Source organism: Neopararhizobium haloflavum (assembly GCF_002750855.1).
Taxonomy (GTDB): domain Bacteria; phylum Pseudomonadota; class Alphaproteobacteria; order Rhizobiales; family Rhizobiaceae; genus Georhizobium; species Georhizobium haloflavum.
Genome location: NZ_NWUC01000004.1, coordinates 24654 through 39720, shown reverse-complemented (window position 1 = coordinate 39720; position 15067 = coordinate 24654). Strand labels below are relative to the sequence as shown.

Annotated in this window: 16 protein-coding genes; 8 read left to right on the top strand and 8 right to left on the bottom strand. The window is 61.9% G+C overall.

Annotated features, from left to right (window positions below):
* The first annotated feature begins 10 nt into the window (after positions 1 to 10).
* The 6 genes from mce (at position 11) to CN673_RS10150 (ending at position 5136) form a co-directional block, all read left to right on the top strand.
* On the top strand, positions 11 to 415 hold the full coding sequence (gene mce / locus CN673_RS10175; RefSeq protein ID WP_099866186.1) for a methylmalonyl-CoA epimerase: 405 nt from the start codon (positions 11 to 13) through the stop codon (positions 413 to 415).
* A 26-nt stretch (positions 416 to 441) separates the two neighbouring features.
* Complete coding sequence (locus CN673_RS10170) at positions 442 to 711, top strand: DUF1467 family protein (RefSeq protein WP_370853025.1); 270 nt, start codon at positions 442 to 444, stop codon at positions 709 to 711.
* Between the two features lie 401 nt (positions 712 to 1112).
* Complete coding sequence (gene proS / locus CN673_RS10165) at positions 1113 to 2441, top strand: proline--tRNA ligase (protein ID WP_099866184.1); 1329 nt, start codon at positions 1113 to 1115, stop codon at positions 2439 to 2441.
* A 34-nt stretch (positions 2442 to 2475) separates the two neighbouring features.
* Positions 2476 to 3786 carry a lipoprotein-releasing ABC transporter permease subunit gene (locus tag CN673_RS10160; RefSeq protein WP_099866183.1) on the top strand — a complete coding sequence of 437 codons (1311 nt, stop codon included), beginning with the start codon at positions 2476 to 2478 and terminating at the stop codon, positions 3784 to 3786.
* 9 nt (positions 3787 to 3795) lie between these two features.
* Positions 3796 to 4488 (top strand): ABC transporter ATP-binding protein, encoded by a 693-nt coding sequence (locus CN673_RS10155; RefSeq protein WP_099866182.1) that lies wholly within the window; start codon positions 3796 to 3798, stop codon positions 4486 to 4488.
* Between the two features lie 57 nt (positions 4489 to 4545).
* A complete protein-coding gene (locus CN673_RS10150) occupies positions 4546 to 5136 on the top strand; it encodes a hypothetical protein (RefSeq protein ID WP_099866181.1) in 591 nt (196 codons plus the stop codon).
* 15 nt (positions 5137 to 5151) lie between these two features.
* On the opposite strand, the gene CN673_RS10145 is transcribed toward CN673_RS10150, so the two are convergent.
* The 4 genes from CN673_RS10145 to CN673_RS10130 all read right to left on the bottom strand — a co-directional run bounded on the left by CN673_RS10145 (position 5152) and on the right by CN673_RS10130 (position 8855).
* Positions 5152 to 6381, bottom strand: coding sequence for a L,D-transpeptidase family protein (locus CN673_RS10145; protein WP_099866180.1), 1230 nt, complete (start codon positions 6379 to 6381; stop codon positions 5152 to 5154).
* A 101-nt stretch (positions 6382 to 6482) separates the two neighbouring features.
* Entirely contained in the window at positions 6483 to 7784 is a 1302-nt protein-coding gene (locus tag CN673_RS10140) for a DNA polymerase IV (RefSeq protein WP_099866179.1), read from the bottom strand.
* 66 nt (positions 7785 to 7850) lie between these two features.
* Complete coding sequence (locus CN673_RS10135; RefSeq protein WP_099866178.1) at positions 7851 to 8540, bottom strand: hypothetical protein; 690 nt, start codon at positions 8538 to 8540, stop codon at positions 7851 to 7853.
* Between the two features lie 3 nt (positions 8541 to 8543).
* Positions 8544 to 8855, bottom strand: a complete 312-nt coding sequence (locus CN673_RS10130; RefSeq protein WP_099866177.1) for a DUF3572 domain-containing protein — start codon at positions 8853 to 8855, stop codon at positions 8544 to 8546.
* A gap of 124 nt (positions 8856 to 8979) precedes the next feature.
* Here CN673_RS10130 and CN673_RS10125 point away from each other — a divergent pair, with 124 nt between their 5' ends.
* Both CN673_RS10125 and CN673_RS10120 read left to right on the top strand, forming a co-directional pair.
* On the top strand, positions 8980 to 9351 hold the full coding sequence (locus CN673_RS10125; RefSeq protein WP_099866176.1) for a response regulator: 372 nt from the start codon (positions 8980 to 8982) through the stop codon (positions 9349 to 9351).
* A 9-nt stretch (positions 9352 to 9360) separates the two neighbouring features.
* Positions 9361 to 10734 carry a PleD family two-component system response regulator gene (locus CN673_RS10120; protein WP_099866175.1) on the top strand — a complete coding sequence of 458 codons (1374 nt, stop codon included), beginning with the start codon at positions 9361 to 9363 and terminating at the stop codon, positions 10732 to 10734.
* Between the two features lie 487 nt (positions 10735 to 11221).
* On the opposite strand, the gene rpmG is transcribed toward CN673_RS10120, so the two are convergent.
* The 4 genes from rpmG to rnr all read right to left on the bottom strand — a co-directional run bounded on the left by rpmG (position 11222) and on the right by rnr (position 15059).
* Positions 11222 to 11389, bottom strand: a complete 168-nt coding sequence (rpmG, locus tag CN673_RS10115) for a 50S ribosomal protein L33 (RefSeq protein WP_099866174.1) — start codon at positions 11387 to 11389, stop codon at positions 11222 to 11224.
* Between the two features lie 131 nt (positions 11390 to 11520).
* Complete coding sequence (locus CN673_RS10110; protein ID WP_157928866.1) at positions 11521 to 12255, bottom strand: NUDIX hydrolase; 735 nt, start codon at positions 12253 to 12255, stop codon at positions 11521 to 11523.
* Complete coding sequence (locus tag CN673_RS10105) at positions 12252 to 12704, bottom strand: DUF983 domain-containing protein (RefSeq protein ID WP_099866172.1); 453 nt, start codon at positions 12702 to 12704, stop codon at positions 12252 to 12254. The genes CN673_RS10110 and CN673_RS10105 overlap by 4 nt, the downstream gene beginning before the upstream one ends.
* An 84-nt stretch (positions 12705 to 12788) precedes the next feature.
* Entirely contained in the window at positions 12789 to 15059 is a 2271-nt protein-coding gene (gene rnr, locus CN673_RS10100) for a ribonuclease R (protein WP_099866171.1), read from the bottom strand.
* Positions 15060 to 15067 lie beyond the last annotated feature (8 nt).

Here is a 15067-nt window from a genome sequence, read left to right as displayed (position 1 = left end):
GAGGGCGACAATGATCGGCAAGCTCAATCACGTGGCGATCGCAGTCCCCGATCTCGCCGCCGCCAGCGCGATCTATCGCGAGCAGCTCGGGGCAAAGGTCTCCGCATCGCAGGCCTTGCCCCATCACGGTGTCACGGTGGTTTTCATCGATCTGGGCAACACCAAGGTCGAATTGCTGGAGCCGCTTGGCGAAGACTCGCCGATCGCGGCATTTCTGGAGAAGAACCCGTCCGGCGGCATGCATCACATCTGTTACGAGGTGGACGACATCAATGCCGCGCTCGATCGGATGAAGAGCACCGGAGCCAGGGTCCTTGGAAGTGGCGAGCCCAAGGTCGGGGCCCATGGCAAGCCCGTGGTCTTCCTGCACCCCAAGGATTTCTGCGGAACGCTGGTCGAACTCGAACAAGTCTGAATGGTGCCGGAGCATCCATAGCGATCATGTCGATATTTTCTGCCTTCGCCGTCTACTTCATCATCTGGTGGGTCACGTTGTTCGCGATCCTGCCGATTGGCGTGCGCACCCAGGCCGATGACGATGACATCATCCTGGGCACCGCCGAGAGTGCGCCTGTCAAGGCGAACCTCGGCCAGAAGGCGCTTTTGACGACACTCGTGTCTGCGGTCGTTTTCGCAGTCTATTTCGTGACGACGTCGGTCTATGGCCTGTCCTTTGAGTCCATTCCCCGCATCGTCCCCATCTTCGACTGATGGGTCCTTCAACAATTGCCTGAAGCAAAAAAAAACAAGGCTGAAAGCCTTGTTTTTGAAGTCCCGCGTGATCTGTACCGATGGTTCGGTGGCAGCGGATAAGTCGCGCCGAGATCTGATCCTCCCAAGACTTGACCGCGAATGGGCAGAAATTCATCGATCTCTGCCTCGTTTGTGGGCACAACCTAACGCAAGGGAACCGGACTGTCACCAGCAAATTCGCAAATTTGTCACATTGACGCCGTGCCGTCGTCGGTCATCTGTGAGTTGGCGAAACAGCGGGAGAGGCTGAACCGTCGGGTTTTCTTCACGCCGGGAAGCCGCTATGAACGCCGAGACTTCCTCATCGCCATTCTGCCTGATTCCGTTCGTAGATCAGGGCCATCACAGCCGGACCGTCCATGCGCCTGTCACGTTATTTCCTTCCCATCCTCAAAGAAAATCCCAAGGAAGCGGAGATCGTCTCGCATCGCCTGATGCTGCGCGCCGGCATGATCCGCCAGCAATCTGCCGGGATCTATTCCTGGTTGCCGCTCGGCAAGCGCGTGCTGGACAAGGTCAATCGCATCGTGCGCGAGGAGCAGGATCGCACGGGCGCCATCGAGGTGATGATGCCGACGATCCAGTCGGCCGACCTTTGGATGGAGAGTGGACGCTACGACGACTACGGCAAGGAAATGCTGCGCATCGAGGACCGGCAGAGCCGCCCTATGCTCTATGGCCCGACCAATGAAGAGATGATCACCGACATCTTCCGCGCCTATGTCCGTTCCTACAAGGCCCTGCCGCTCAATCTCTACCATATACAGTGGAAGTTCCGTGACGAGATCCGTCCCCGTTTCGGCACGATGCGCTCACGCGAGTTCATGATGAAGGACGCCTATTCCTTCGACATCGACAAGGAGAGCGCGGTCCACTCCTACAACAGGATGTTTCTAGCCTATCTCAGGACCTTTCATCGCATGGGCCTGAAAGCTATCCCGATGCGTGCCGATACCGGCCCGATCGGCGGCGATCTCAGCCACGAATTCATCATTCTTGCCGAAACCGGTGAATCGGAGGTCTTCTGCCACAAGGATTATCTGGGCTTCGACATTCCCGGCGCCGAGACGGATTTCGACGACCGGGCGGGGCTTCAGTCCGTCGTCGACAAATGGACGTCGCTCTATGCCGCGACCTCCGAAATGCACGACGAGGCTGCCTTTGCCGATGTGCCCGATGCGGCCAGGGTGTCCGCTCGCGGTATCGAAGTCGGCCATATCTTCTATTTCGGAACGAAGTATTCCGTACCCATGAAGGCCTCGGTCACCGGCCCGGACGGCAAGGACCATCCGGTGCACGGCGGGTCCTACGGCATCGGCCCGACGCGTCTCGTGCCAGCCATCATCGAGGCTTCGCACGATGAGGCGGGGATCATCTGGCCGGACGGTGTGGCGCCGTTCCAGGTGATGATCATCAACATGAAGAGCGGTGACGGCGCCTGCGAGGCGGCCTGCGACGATCTTTATGCAAAGCTGACGAATGCCGGCGTCGAAGTGCTCTATGACGACACCGACGACCGCGCCGGCGCCAAATTCGCTACGGCGGACCTGATCGGGGTGCCGAGGCAGGTCATCGTCGGTCCGCGCGGTATCGCGTCCGGTGAAATCGAGATCAAGGACCGCAAGACCGGTGAACGTCAGACGATGTCGCTCGAAAGTGCGATCAACCGGCTGATCGCGGAGCGCTAGAACGCGCCGTCGACGCCAGATTGGGAATGCTGAGATGACCGATGCGAGTGCCGTTGCCGAGGGCCCACCCGAACGCGGTACACCACCCTCCGCCGGACCGTTCTCCGCTTTCGAGCGCATGGTTGCCTGGCGCTACCTGCGCTCGCGCCGCAAGGAGGCCTATATTTCGGTTATCGCCGGCTTCTCCTTTGTCGGAATCGTGCTGGGTGTTGCCACGCTGATCATCGTGATGGCAGTCATGAACGGGTTTCGCACCGAGCTGATCGACCGCATCCTCGGCATCAACGGGCACATGATCGTCCAGCCGATTGATCGGCCGCTCGACGATTATGAGAACCTGGCCGCTGCCTTTGAAGGCGTCGAAGGCATTGAGATGGCGATCCCGTTGGTCGAAGGACAGACGCTCGCATCCGGCGCCCAAGGGGCCGGCAGTGGCGCCATCGTGAAGGGCGTGAGCGCAGACGACCTCACGCGCATGACCACGATCTCGGAAAACATCGTGTCGGGAGACATGGTGGGCTTTGCGGCAGGCGAGGGCGTCCTGGTCGGCTCGCGCATGGCAGAAGCACTCGGACTTGGCGCCGGCGATCTGATCACCCTTGTCGCCCCCGAAGGAGACGTGACACCGCTCGGCGTCACGCCGCGCGTCAAGGCATACCCCGTGTCCGGCGTCTTCGAGGTCGGCATGTCGGAGTTCGATGCCTCCATCGTGTTCATGCCGCTGGAGGAGGCGCAACTCTATTTCAATGCCGATGGCCTCGTCCAGTCAATCGAGCTATTCGTGGCCGATCCCGACCTTGTCGGCGAATATCGCGCCGGCATCGAGGCGGCGGCGGGACGTCAAATCTTCCTGTCCGACTGGCGCCAGCGCAATCAGACCTTCTTTTCCGCGCTGGAAGTCGAGCGCAACGTCATGTTCATGATCTTGACGTTGATCGTCCTTGTCGCCGCGCTCAACATCATTTCCGGCCTGATCATGCTGGTGAAGGACAAGGGTCGCGATATCGCGATCCTGAAGACGATGGGCGCGTCCTCGGCTTCGGTCATGCGGATATTCTTCATGACCGGCGCGGCCATCGGCGTCACCGGCACCATCGCCGGCGTCGTTCTCGGTGTCATCGTCTGTCTCAACGTGGAGTCGATCCGCTGGTTCTTCTCCTGGCTGTCCGGCACGACGCTCTTCGATCCCGAACTGTATTTCCTGTCTCAATTGCCTGCCGAGATGGATCCGGGGGAGACCGTCGCCGTCATCCTCATGGCATTGACGCTGTCCTTCCTCGCCACCCTTTTCCCGGCCTGGCGCGCCTCCCGGCTCGATCCGGTCGACGCCCTTCGCTATGAGTAGAAAGTGCCAATGAGCGCAGTTGTCAGCCAAGACGTCCTTCGCCTCGAAAAGGTCGAGCGTCACTACAGCCAGGGCGATACGCAGCTGGCGATCCTGCGCGGCGCTGATTTCGCTTTGAAGCGCGGCGAGATTGTCGCGCTCGTTGCCCCTTCCGGCGCGGGAAAGTCGACGCTTCTGCATGTTGCGGGCCTTCTGGAGCGACCGGACGACGGCGAAATTTATCTGGACGGCGAGCCCTGCGGGCGCCTTGGCGACGATCAGCGCACGGCCATGCGTCGCCGCGACATCGGCTTCGTCTATCAGTTCCACCACCTCCTGCCGGAATTCACGGCTCTTGAAAACATCATGATGCCCCAGCTCATCTCCGGGCTGAGACAGGCGGATGCAGCGGATCGGGCGCGACAGCTTCTCGACTATATGCGCATCGGCCATCGTGCCGATCATCGGCCGAGCGAGTTGTCGGGAGGCGAACAACAGCGCGTGGCAATCGCACGCGCCGTTGCAAACGCGCCGCTCGTCCTGTTTGCCGACGAGCCGACCGGCAACCTCGATCCCGAAACCGCGGGTTATGTGTTTGAGGCGTTGCAGGCGCTGGTCCGCCAGTCCGGCCTCGCCGCGTTGATCGCCACCCACAATCACGAACTCGCCGCACTCATGGATCGATGCGTCACACTCGCCGAGGGTCAGGTCGTTCCGGCCTGATCGACTCCAGCCCCGCTCACACGCCTTTGTGATTGCCGTGGTCACAAGCTGACCCATATGTCCGTGCTTCTGGTCATTCCGGCAGCAGGAGGGACGCTGCTGCCGCCCGACCCAAGCGAGCAACCGGCACCGGAGAGCCCCCACATGAAGTTCGTTCTTGCCCTGTTGACCATGATCGTCCCGCTTTCAGCGCCCGCGAGCGCTGATGAAAGCGTCTTTCTGCAACCGCTCAGCGGAAATTGGAGCGGCGAGGGATCGGCCCGACGGACTGCTGACGGCAATCCGATCGGTATCAACTGTCAGTTCACCACCGAGGCCGACGCCAACACCCTCAATCTCGACGGGCAGTGCCGCGCGCTGGCGATCGTGCGCCAGTCGATCTCCGCGACCCTCAACAATACCGGCGGAAGTTCCTACCAAGGCACGTATGTCGGCCCCAACGGCGGTCAGTCGGGCCTGACGGGAGCGCGTAGCGGCAATACGATCGATCTGGAAGTTGCTTGGGCAGAACCTGTCAATGGCGACAACCAGGCGCGCATGCAGTTGGAAGTGACAGGCGAGAACGCAATGGTCATCCGCACGATCGACACCAGCCCGACGACGGGCTCTCAGGTCGTGACGAGCGAGATCAATCTGACGAAGAACTGAAGCCCGGATCGACGCTCAACGCTGCGTCAGGACGACGAAGTCGGTGCCCTTGCCAGTTTCAGGCCCGAGACCGTTATCCGAAATGGCCAGTGAGGATCCGGGCGTGAGATTTCGGCCAATTCGCTGACGGGTCGCAGCGTCGATCTCAAGTCGATCGAGCAACGCTGCGGCAGACGTATCATGGTCATTGTCGGCTTCGATCGGCATGATCGCCGTGCCGTTGACAACCGAGCGTAGCGGGCGGTCGGCGAGCGACAGGGCCAACCATCTCGCCGTGTCGCCCTCCATCTGGTCGACGGTGAAGAGATGTGCGCCGAGCGGGCGCTCCGGCTGGCGGATCGTGACGGGGACATCAAAGATCGGCTTGAAGGCTTGGCGCGCATACAGGTGCCCCGTCGGGGCAGGTCCCTTGCCGGTCGCCGCATAGAGCTCGTCGATATCGGCTTTGGCGATGACACCGTTCGCCGGGCGCGCGACGGCTTTTTGGAACGCCTTAAGAGCAGCGCCTGTCTGCGGTCCGATGAAACCATCCACCTCGCCAGCATCGAAGTCGAGCACGTTGAGCAGGTGCTGGACGTCTCGGGTGAGATCGTGGTGCGTGCGCCGTGTGAGAAGCATGCGGATCGGCGCTGCGGGCTCGGCGGCAACCGCGTCGGAGGACGTCTCGGCATTCATCGAAGCTGCCGACGCGATTTGGACCGGGTCCTCGCCGCTTTCCTTCATCGTGAGCCGGAGCCCGATCGGGCCGGACAGCATCCGGTCCAGCGGCTGCGGCGGCTGGAACAATGTCTTGTGGCGAATGGGACGCGGCGCGGGCGCTTCGTCCGCGATGACCACATGCACAGCAAGCCCGGTCATCGCATAGAGTTCGCGCGCAAAGGCATCGGGCATCCGCACGCAGCCATGCGAGGCAGGATAGGACGGCACGTGGTTGGAGGCATGAAGTGCAATCCCCGACCAGGTCAGCCGCTGCATGTAGGGCATCGGCGCATCGGAGTAGATGTTGGAGCGATGATGGCGCCGCTTGTCGAGGATGGAAAAGATGCCGCGCGGTGTCGCATGTCCCGCCTTGCCGCTCGAGATCGGAGATGTCGCGATCTGTCGGTCTCCGGCATAGACGGTCAGCCGCTGCGCACCGAGCGAGACAATAATGGTCAAAGTGCCGTCGACCGCGGCATGGGAGATATCTGGGCGGCCCAGCGACACGGCTGCTGCACAAAAGGCAAGGAACTGGCGACGATACATCGGATCGGACTCGGAACATGACGATAGCGTCGTCAGTGTCCCGAAAAGAGCTTAAGAATTCTTGTGGTGGTTCGGAAGAATTGGTTCGGCTGCGGTAAGTATCACGTTCCGTCTTGAGACGGCCGACCGCGCGATGACCGCCCGAACGTGTATCCGGTCTCCAGGCTCTGCCGTCCGAATTTCTCGCGCACCCTGTCCATCGCCGTCTCCGCCACCGCGCGTCGCGATGCTGCCGGGTCGACAAGGTCCGGCGGATCGGCAAGACCGGCATCGCTGAGATCGGCAACGCCGATACCGAGCAGGCGGAAGCGTGTCCCGTCCATCTCGCGTTCCAGAAGCGAAAGACCGGTGCGGAATATGCGGTCGGCATAGCGGGTGGGATCGTCGAGCCGCCGATTGCGCGTCCTGATCTTGAAGTCCGACGTCTTGAGCTTGAGCACGACTGTCTGGCCCGCGATGCCGGCCTTCTTGAGCCGATGGGCGACGGACTCCGAAAGGGCCCTGAGAACCGGCACGAGATCGGCCGGTTTCGACAGGTCATGGTCGAACGTGGTTTCGGAGGAAACGCTCTTGGCGCCCTCTCGCGGCTCGACACGCCGCTCGTCGTGCCCGCGCGCAAGGCGCCATAGCCGCTGGCCCATCGTACCGTAGCGCCGCATCAACTCCGCTTCTTCCATCGCCTGCAACTGACCGATGGTGCGAATGCCATCATGGGCGAGTTTGTCGGCGAATGCCTTGCCGACGCCCCAGATCAGCGTCACCGGCTTGTCGGCGAGAAATGATGGCGCTTCGGCCCGGCCGATGACGGAGAAGCCGCGCGGCTTGTTGAGGTCGGATGCCACCTTGGCCAGGAACTTGCAGTAGGACAGGCCGATCGAAACGGTAATGCCGACCTCGCGTTCGATCCGTTGCGCGAATTTCGCCAGCGTGCGCGCTGCGCTGTCGCGATGGAGTGCCTGCGTGCCAGCCAGATCGAGAAACGCTTCATCGATGGAGACGGGCTGCACCATCGGCGTCAGATCATCCATCATCGCCCTGATCTGGCGGCCGACGGCGACATACTTCTCCATGTTCGGCTTGATGATCACAGCATCCGGGCATGCCTCCAGGGCCTTGAACATCGGCATGGCCGAGCGCACGCCGTTGATCCGCGCGATATAACAGGCCGTGGAGACGACGCCACGCCTGCCGCCGCCGATGATGACCGGTTTGTCGACGAGTGAAGGATCGTCGCGCTTTTCCACCGCGGCATAGAACGCATCGCAGTCGATATGCGCCAGCGTCAACGTGTCGAGTTCACTGTGGCGCACCAGCCGTGGGCTGCCGCAACGCTTGCAACGGCGCGCGTGCGGCTCGATGCCGGTAAGGCAATCCCTGCAAAATCCGATCTGTGGGTCGGTCATGATGCTGTCGCGTGAAAGCGGAACATAAATTGAACATCCGCAGGATACGCGTTAGTATCGCAGCGCTCAAGCGGGGGAGTCGGCTCGCGTGTCCGTGGCTTGGCTGTCGAGAAAGTCCTGGATGATGATGCAGGCCTCCCGCCAGTCCGCCGGCCGCGCCACGGCCGGCCCGGGATCGGGTGCGAGGGCGCGGAACTGGCGGTTCGCCATGAGATTGACGAGCAGAGTGTTGGGCAGATGACTTCGAACGGAATCAAGGTTCCTGAAAATATCGTCGATGAAGACCACTGGCGTCATCCGGTCGCCATGGATCAGTCGAAGGACGTCGCCCTTGGGATTTTCCGTCGCGATCATCGGGTAGTCGAGGCCATGGCCGTCGAGGAGGGCGCGGCGGACATCGAAGTGGCGTGGTGGCATTGCCGTCATGAACACGATGTCGGCCCGTTGGCTGATCTTGGCAAGGCTTCCCCTCACATCCTCGACCGGGGTCTGCCAGTCGTGTTGCTCGGCGAAGAACGCATCGAGCATTTCGGCGAACGCCGAACGCTCGATGGGTGCGCCGTTGGCTTCATCGAATATGTTGCCGTGCAGCCGGAACGATTTCGCCTCAAGACGATATCCGGCATTTTTGAGAAAACTCGTGAAGGGTGTCACGAACTCCAGCACGACTTCGTCCACGTCGCAGACCACAAGGGGGCGAGCGGACTGGGCGATCCATTCGAACGCGATGAGGTCTTCCGGAAGAGCAGTCGGCATCGCTCAAAAGCTGTTGGTGTCGAGGCCAGGCGGACCGGACAGCGCGCGGTGGGCCCGAACGATATCCTCCGGCGCGGTGTGCGTCGCCTCGCAATAGGCGATCAGCGTCGGCTCGTGATCCATCAGGAAATCCAGCAGGGCGAGATGAAATCCCGGCTCTCGTGCCGATCGGCGCAACGTATCCGCCGTCATGCCTGTCAAGGCGAGAAAGCGGCCCATCATGTCGGGCTCGTCGGCAAGCCAGGTCAGCACATCCACCGCGCGATCCTGCGCAGCATTCCGCTCTTGAGCCGGATCATTCTGTTTTAGAGCCAAGAGTTTGCGTTTCCTCAACCAAATGGCGTTACTGTAACATGCAAGTAGATGCGGTCAGCGTCATCAACCAGGCCCTGTTTGGCCCTTGCCGCACCCAGCCGCCGCATCTTCAACGGGAGCATCTATGCCCAAGACGGTACTGATTGTCGAGGACAACGAACTGAACATGAAGCTGTTCCGCGACCTCATAGAGGCGTCCGGCTACGACACCGTGCAGACGCGCAACGGCACCGAAGCGCTGGATTTGGCACGCCTTCATCGTCCCGATCTGATCCTGATGGACATCCAGTTGCCGGAGGTTTCCGGTCTCGACGTGACACGCTGGCTGAAAGAAGACCACGAACTCCACAAGATTCCGGTCATCGCCGTCACGGCGTTCGCCATGAAGGGCGACGAGGAACGCATTCGTCAGGGCGGATGCGAAGCATACATCTCCAAACCGATCTCCGTTCCGAAGTTCCTGGAGACGATCAAGACTTATCTGGGCGACGCTTGAGGGGGCGACATGACGGCAAGAATTCTGGTCGTCGATGACGTTCCAGCCAATATCAAGCTTCTGGAAGCGCGGCTTCTCGCCGACTATTTCGATGTTTTGACGGCGCAGAACGGCGCCGATGCGCTGGCCATCTGTCGCCGGGCGCATGTCGATCTGATCCTGCTCGACATAATGATGCCCGAGATGGACGGATTCGAGGTTTGCGGCCGCCTGAAGTCGGATCCGCGCACCGCCCATATCCCCGTCGTCATGGTCACCGCCCTGGACCAGCCGGAAGACCGGGTGAGGGGCCTGGAGGCCGGTGCCGACGAGTTTCTCACCAAGCCGGTGAATGATCTCCAGCTGATGACACGCGTGCGCAGCCTTCTGCGTCTCAAGACGCTCACGGACGAACTGCGCATTCGCGCCGAGACGGCGCACCTCATCAACACGCAGGACATGCTGAATGGCACGCGAGAGGGCGAGCGTGAGCCCGGCCATGTGTTGCTCGTCGACGAACGCGTCACCTCCCAGGAGCGCGTCACGCGCATTCTCGAGCCGATCGCCGAGGTTGTCGCCATGTCAGATCCGCAGGCCGCGCTGTTTGAAGCAGCCGAACGGCCCTACGATCTCGTCGTCGTCAGCGACAATTTCAGCGCTTATGACCCGCTGCGCCTTTGCTCGCAGTTGCGCTCGGTGGAGCGGACACGGTTCCTTCCGCTGATGCTGATCGCAAAGGGCAACGCCTCCCACACGGTCACGCGCGGCCTCGAGCTTGGCGTCAACGACTATATCCTGCGGCCGCTCGACGGCAACGAACTGCTTGCCCGCGTGTCGACCCAGATACGCCGCAAACGGTATGACGATTATCTGCGCCGCAGTGTCCGCGAGACCATAGAGCTCGCCGTCACCGATGGACTGACGGGCCTGCACAACCGGCGGTATCTCGACAGCCACATCCAGTCGCTCATCGAGCGGGCGGCAGCGCGCTCGCGGCCCCTGTCGATCTGCATGGCCGATATAGACCGGTTCAAGGCGATCAATGACACGCACGGGCACGAAGCCGGCGACGACGTTCTGCGCGAATTGGCCCGGCGCATCCGCCAGACGGTGCGCGGCGCCGATCTGGCCTGTCGTTATGGCGGAGAGGAATTCGTCGTCGTCATGCCCGACACCGATGCCGCGCTGGCCGAAAGCGTGGCCGAGCGGTTGCGGGTCGGTATTGAATCGGCGCCCTTTTTCCTGAAGGCCCGCAATCTGGCGCTGCCGGTCACGGCGTCGCTCGGAACGGCGACGCTGAGGGCCGGGGAGTTGACGCCGGAGCCGCTGTTCAGGCGCGCTGACGACGCGCTCTATACGGCCAAGAGAACCGGCCGCAACAAGGTCGTTGCGAACGCTGCTTGAAGCGTCATTGCCAAAATTGCGCAAGCCTGCGGCGTCGAGACCGACGTGACGACGGCGCCGTGTCGAGGGTCGGGCGGCGAACTATCTGCAGCGGCATATATTTGCGTGTATAGAATGCAGTATCCAATCGAAGTTAATCGATTTCATAGTCATTAAGCATGTTAATGTGGACCTAAACCGTGCCAAAATTAACCAACGACGTCGATGCCGACAAAAATGATTAATAGATGATTGATTTTTCGGTGTCGTTGCGCGAGAGTTGCCTATAGGGGCACTGAAGCGAAAATTCACATCAGATACCCCGTGATGTTCAGGTCCGCCGCATCTCCTGGGTCATGGGGTCGGTCGATCAGGACGCCGACATTAACGTGGCCTCCTCGTACCGCGGTCTGCGTGCTGATCGACCCCTTTCAAACACGAAGAAGCCGCCGGAGCGATCCGGCGGCTTCTTCGTATTCACGTGTCGACGAAAAAGGAAGAAAGATCCTTACTTGATCTTCGTTTCCTTGAACTCGACGTGCTTGCGCGCGATCGGGTCGTACTTCGTCTTCGACATCTTGTCGGTCATCGTGCGGCTGTTCTTCTTCGTGACGTAGAAGAAGCCGGTATCTGCCGTCGAAAGCAGCTTGATCTTGATCGTGGTTGCCTTGGCCATGGGACGTCCTGCTCTTCAAAAATGAAGCCGCGGAATGCCTGTCGGCTCCACGGCGAAAACTTGGCGCGATACCTACCCATCGGCGTGGGAAAGTCAAGGCCAAACCGGACCCTTTCCGCCTTCGAAGGGTCTCAGATGACATCGCGCGTGAAAATGCCGCCCTTCACCAGATAGAACGGCACGGGCTGGCCATAGGCCAGGCCCGGATCCCTGCGCATCTCTTCGGCAAGGTCGAGGAGCACGGTGCGGGTGATAACGGGCAGCTTGAATGTCTCGATTTCGTCGAAACCGACCCATTTCAGATCATGGAGTTCCGTGCTTTCGGCGACATCCTTCGGATTGGCCGAGATTTCATCGAAGAAGCATGCGAAGAACCGCGTGTCGAAGCGGCGGCTCTGTCGCGGCGGGGTGATGGCGCGCGCGATGTATCGCAGACGCGACAGATCCGGCCCGACGTCCTGTTTTGCAAAACCCGCCCAGGCCGCACTCTTGCCGACTGCACCGGGCGCCCCGATCGTCAGCCCGACTTCTTCATGAGTCTCGCGGATGGCGGCGACGGCCAGCGCCTGTGCCCGCGTCGGTGTCATGCCCCGGCCACAGCGCTGCAGAAGCTTCTGGAGCACGGCCGGATGAAGCGCTTGCGCCGGCCTGATACGCGAATCGCCGGCATCGCGGCGGCCGCCGGGAAAGACATACGCGCTCGGCATGAAAACATGCGCCTTGCCGCGCTTGCCCATGAGGACGCGCGGTATGTCGCCGGAACGGTCGACCAGCATAATGGACGCTGCATCCTTCGGCCGCAGCAGGGGATGCTCGGAAGACCCCGCATAGGGCTCGCCGATGCGCGGCCGCATCTCAATACTCATCGTTCGTCTTCATCATCGAGATCGTCGGCGGGTTTGTCGGGTTCTCCGCCGAACCCATGCATTCGCGCGGCCCATTGAAGCCCGATCACGCCGCCCTTGATCGGCTGCATCATCGCAAATGTCATGGCCAGCGTGATCGGCACCCAGATGCCCAGATGCTGCCAGGAGTTGAGATCGACGAGGCGCTCGCCGAACATATAGCCGCCGACGACGATATGGCCGACGATGAAGATCGACAGATAGGGCGGCAGATCGTCCGCGCGCTGATGATGCAGTTCTTCATGGCACGAGCTACAGCTGTCGACCGGTTTCAGGAACGCGCGGAAAAGGCGTCCCTCTGCGCAGTTCGGGCAGCGTCCCTTGAGGCCGTTGAGGATGGCCGGCAGCAGACGGCGTTGCGCGCGATCGGGGGAAAGGGTTGTTGCTGGGGCAGGCCCGTAGTGCATCATCGCTTGGTCTCGATCATCAATCCCTGGGATGAGGGGACATATAGGGCGTTGCGCCGCGCCTTGCACCTGCCATGGCGCCGCATCTCAGCGCCGCCCGCGCGGAGCCCGCGTGCCGGGCTGCCGTCGGCCGCGCGCCGACGCGCCCTTGGCCTTGTGGAAGGAGCGCGCGCCCTTTGGCATCTTGCGGCCTTCGCTCAGCATCTCGAAACGCAGTGCACCGGCCAGCGGCAACGCCTCGATGAGCCGGACCTCGACGCTGTCGCCAAGCCGGTAGCCAAGGCCCGTTTCCTGACCGGTAAGCGCCTGATGCGCCTCGTCATGGACGAAATAATCGAGCCCAAGGGTGGATATCGGCACGAAGCCGTCGGCGCCGAACTGAGGCAAGGCGATGAAGAGGCCGGATCTGGTCACGCCCGATATCCGGCCATCGAACGTGTCTCCCACCTTGTCGGCGAGATGGTGCGCGATCAGCCGGTCCACCGTGTCGCGCTCGGCCGCCATGGCGCGGCGTTCCGATGTCGAGATGTCTGCCGCGATATCGGTCAGCGCCGCTTCCTCTTCCGCCGTGATCCCGCCGTCGCCCAGCTTCAACGCCCCGATAAGGGCGCGATGAACGATCAGATCGGCATATCGGCGGATCGGCGAGGTGAAATGCGCATAGCGCATCAGATTGAGCCCGAAATGGCCGAGATTGTCGGGGCTGTAGATCGCCTGGCTCTGGGAGCGCAGCACCATCTCGCTGACCATCGTCTCATGCGGCTTTCCAACGGCGTTGGCGAGGATCTGATTGAAATTGTTTGCGCGCAGGTTGCCCCGCGACAACGACAGGTCGAGCGTCGCCAGAAATTCGCGAAGCGTTTCCTGCTTGGCGAGCGAGGGCGCGTCGTGAATTCGGTAAATGAGGCCCTGGCGCTTGCGTTCGAGCGATTCCGCCGCGGCGACGTTCGCTTGAATCATGCACTCTTCGATCAACTTGTGGGCGTCGAGGCGCGGTGGCACGACGACCCGGTCGACCTTGCCCTGCTCGTCGAGCAGGATCTTGCGTTCAGGCAGGTCGAGCTCGAGCGGCTGGCGCTTGTCGCGCCCCGACCGCATCGCCTCATAGGCGTCCCATAACGGGCGCAGAACGCCGTCGAGCAACGTTTCGGTCCTGTCGTCCGGCGTGCCGTCGATTGCGGCCTGCGCCTGGCTGTAGGAAAGCTTGGCAAGGCTTTTGATCATGACCCGATGGAACGAGTGGCGCAGCTTCTGCCCGGTGCCGGTGAACGTCATGCGCACGGCAAGCGCGGGCCGGTCGACCCCTTCCTTCAGCGAGCACAGATCGTTGGAAATCCGCTCTGGCAGCATCGGGACCACCCGATCAGGGAAATAGACCGAATTGCCGCGCTTCAGCGCCTCGCGGTCGAGTGCCGACCCGGCGAAGACATAGTGTGACACATCCGCGATCGCGACGGTGACGATATGGCCACCCTTGTTGTCGGGCGAAGGGTCGGGCTCGGCATGGACGGCATCGTCATGGTCCTTGGCGTCCGGCGGATCGATTGTGATGAGCGGCATCTGGCGCCAATCCTCGCGCCCCGCCATCGTCGCCGGTTCGGCCGCCTCCGCCTCCGCGGTGACGCGGTCGGGAAAGATGTGCGGAATTCCGTGATCGTGGATGGCGATCATGGAGATCGCCTTTTCACTGGCAACCGAACCCACGACATTCAGAACCTGCGCGCGGGCCAGCCCGTAGCGGCCGGCGCGCGAAACCTGGATTTCGACCAGATCGCCGTCGACCGCTCCTTTCGCGTGGTCATCGTCCACCACGAGTTCCTGTGCCTGCCGTGCGATCGGCATGATGCGCCCGCCGCCTCCCGGCATGGCGCGAAAGACGCCAAGCGAGGCATCCTTGCGCCGATCGATCAGCTTGATGACACGCGCCGTATAGGCGGGCCCCGTCTTGTCCTTGGAGGGAAAGATCTTGGCCAGCACGCGGTCGCCTATGCCCGCAGTCGGCCCTGCCTTGGCACTGCGTCCCGTCGCACGCGCCGTGCGGACCGCGACGGCGGGGGCGACCTGGCCTTCGTCGTCCCAATTCGCGGGACGGCCGATCAGCCCGCCGTGCGAATCCCGGGTCGTGATGTCGATCAGTGTAACGGGCGGCAACCTGCCGGGCCGGGTCAGCTGCTTTCGATCCTTCTGCACCAGCCCTTCATCTGCAAGTTCGCGCAGCATGGATTTCAGCGCCACGCGATCGTCGCCCTTGAGCCCGAATGCCTTGGCAATGTCCCGCTTGGTCGCACGGTCGGGGTTCTCCGTGATGAAGCGAAGCAGTGTCTCTCGGTCGGGCAGGGCGGTCTTGCTAATCGTCATTCTCCTCG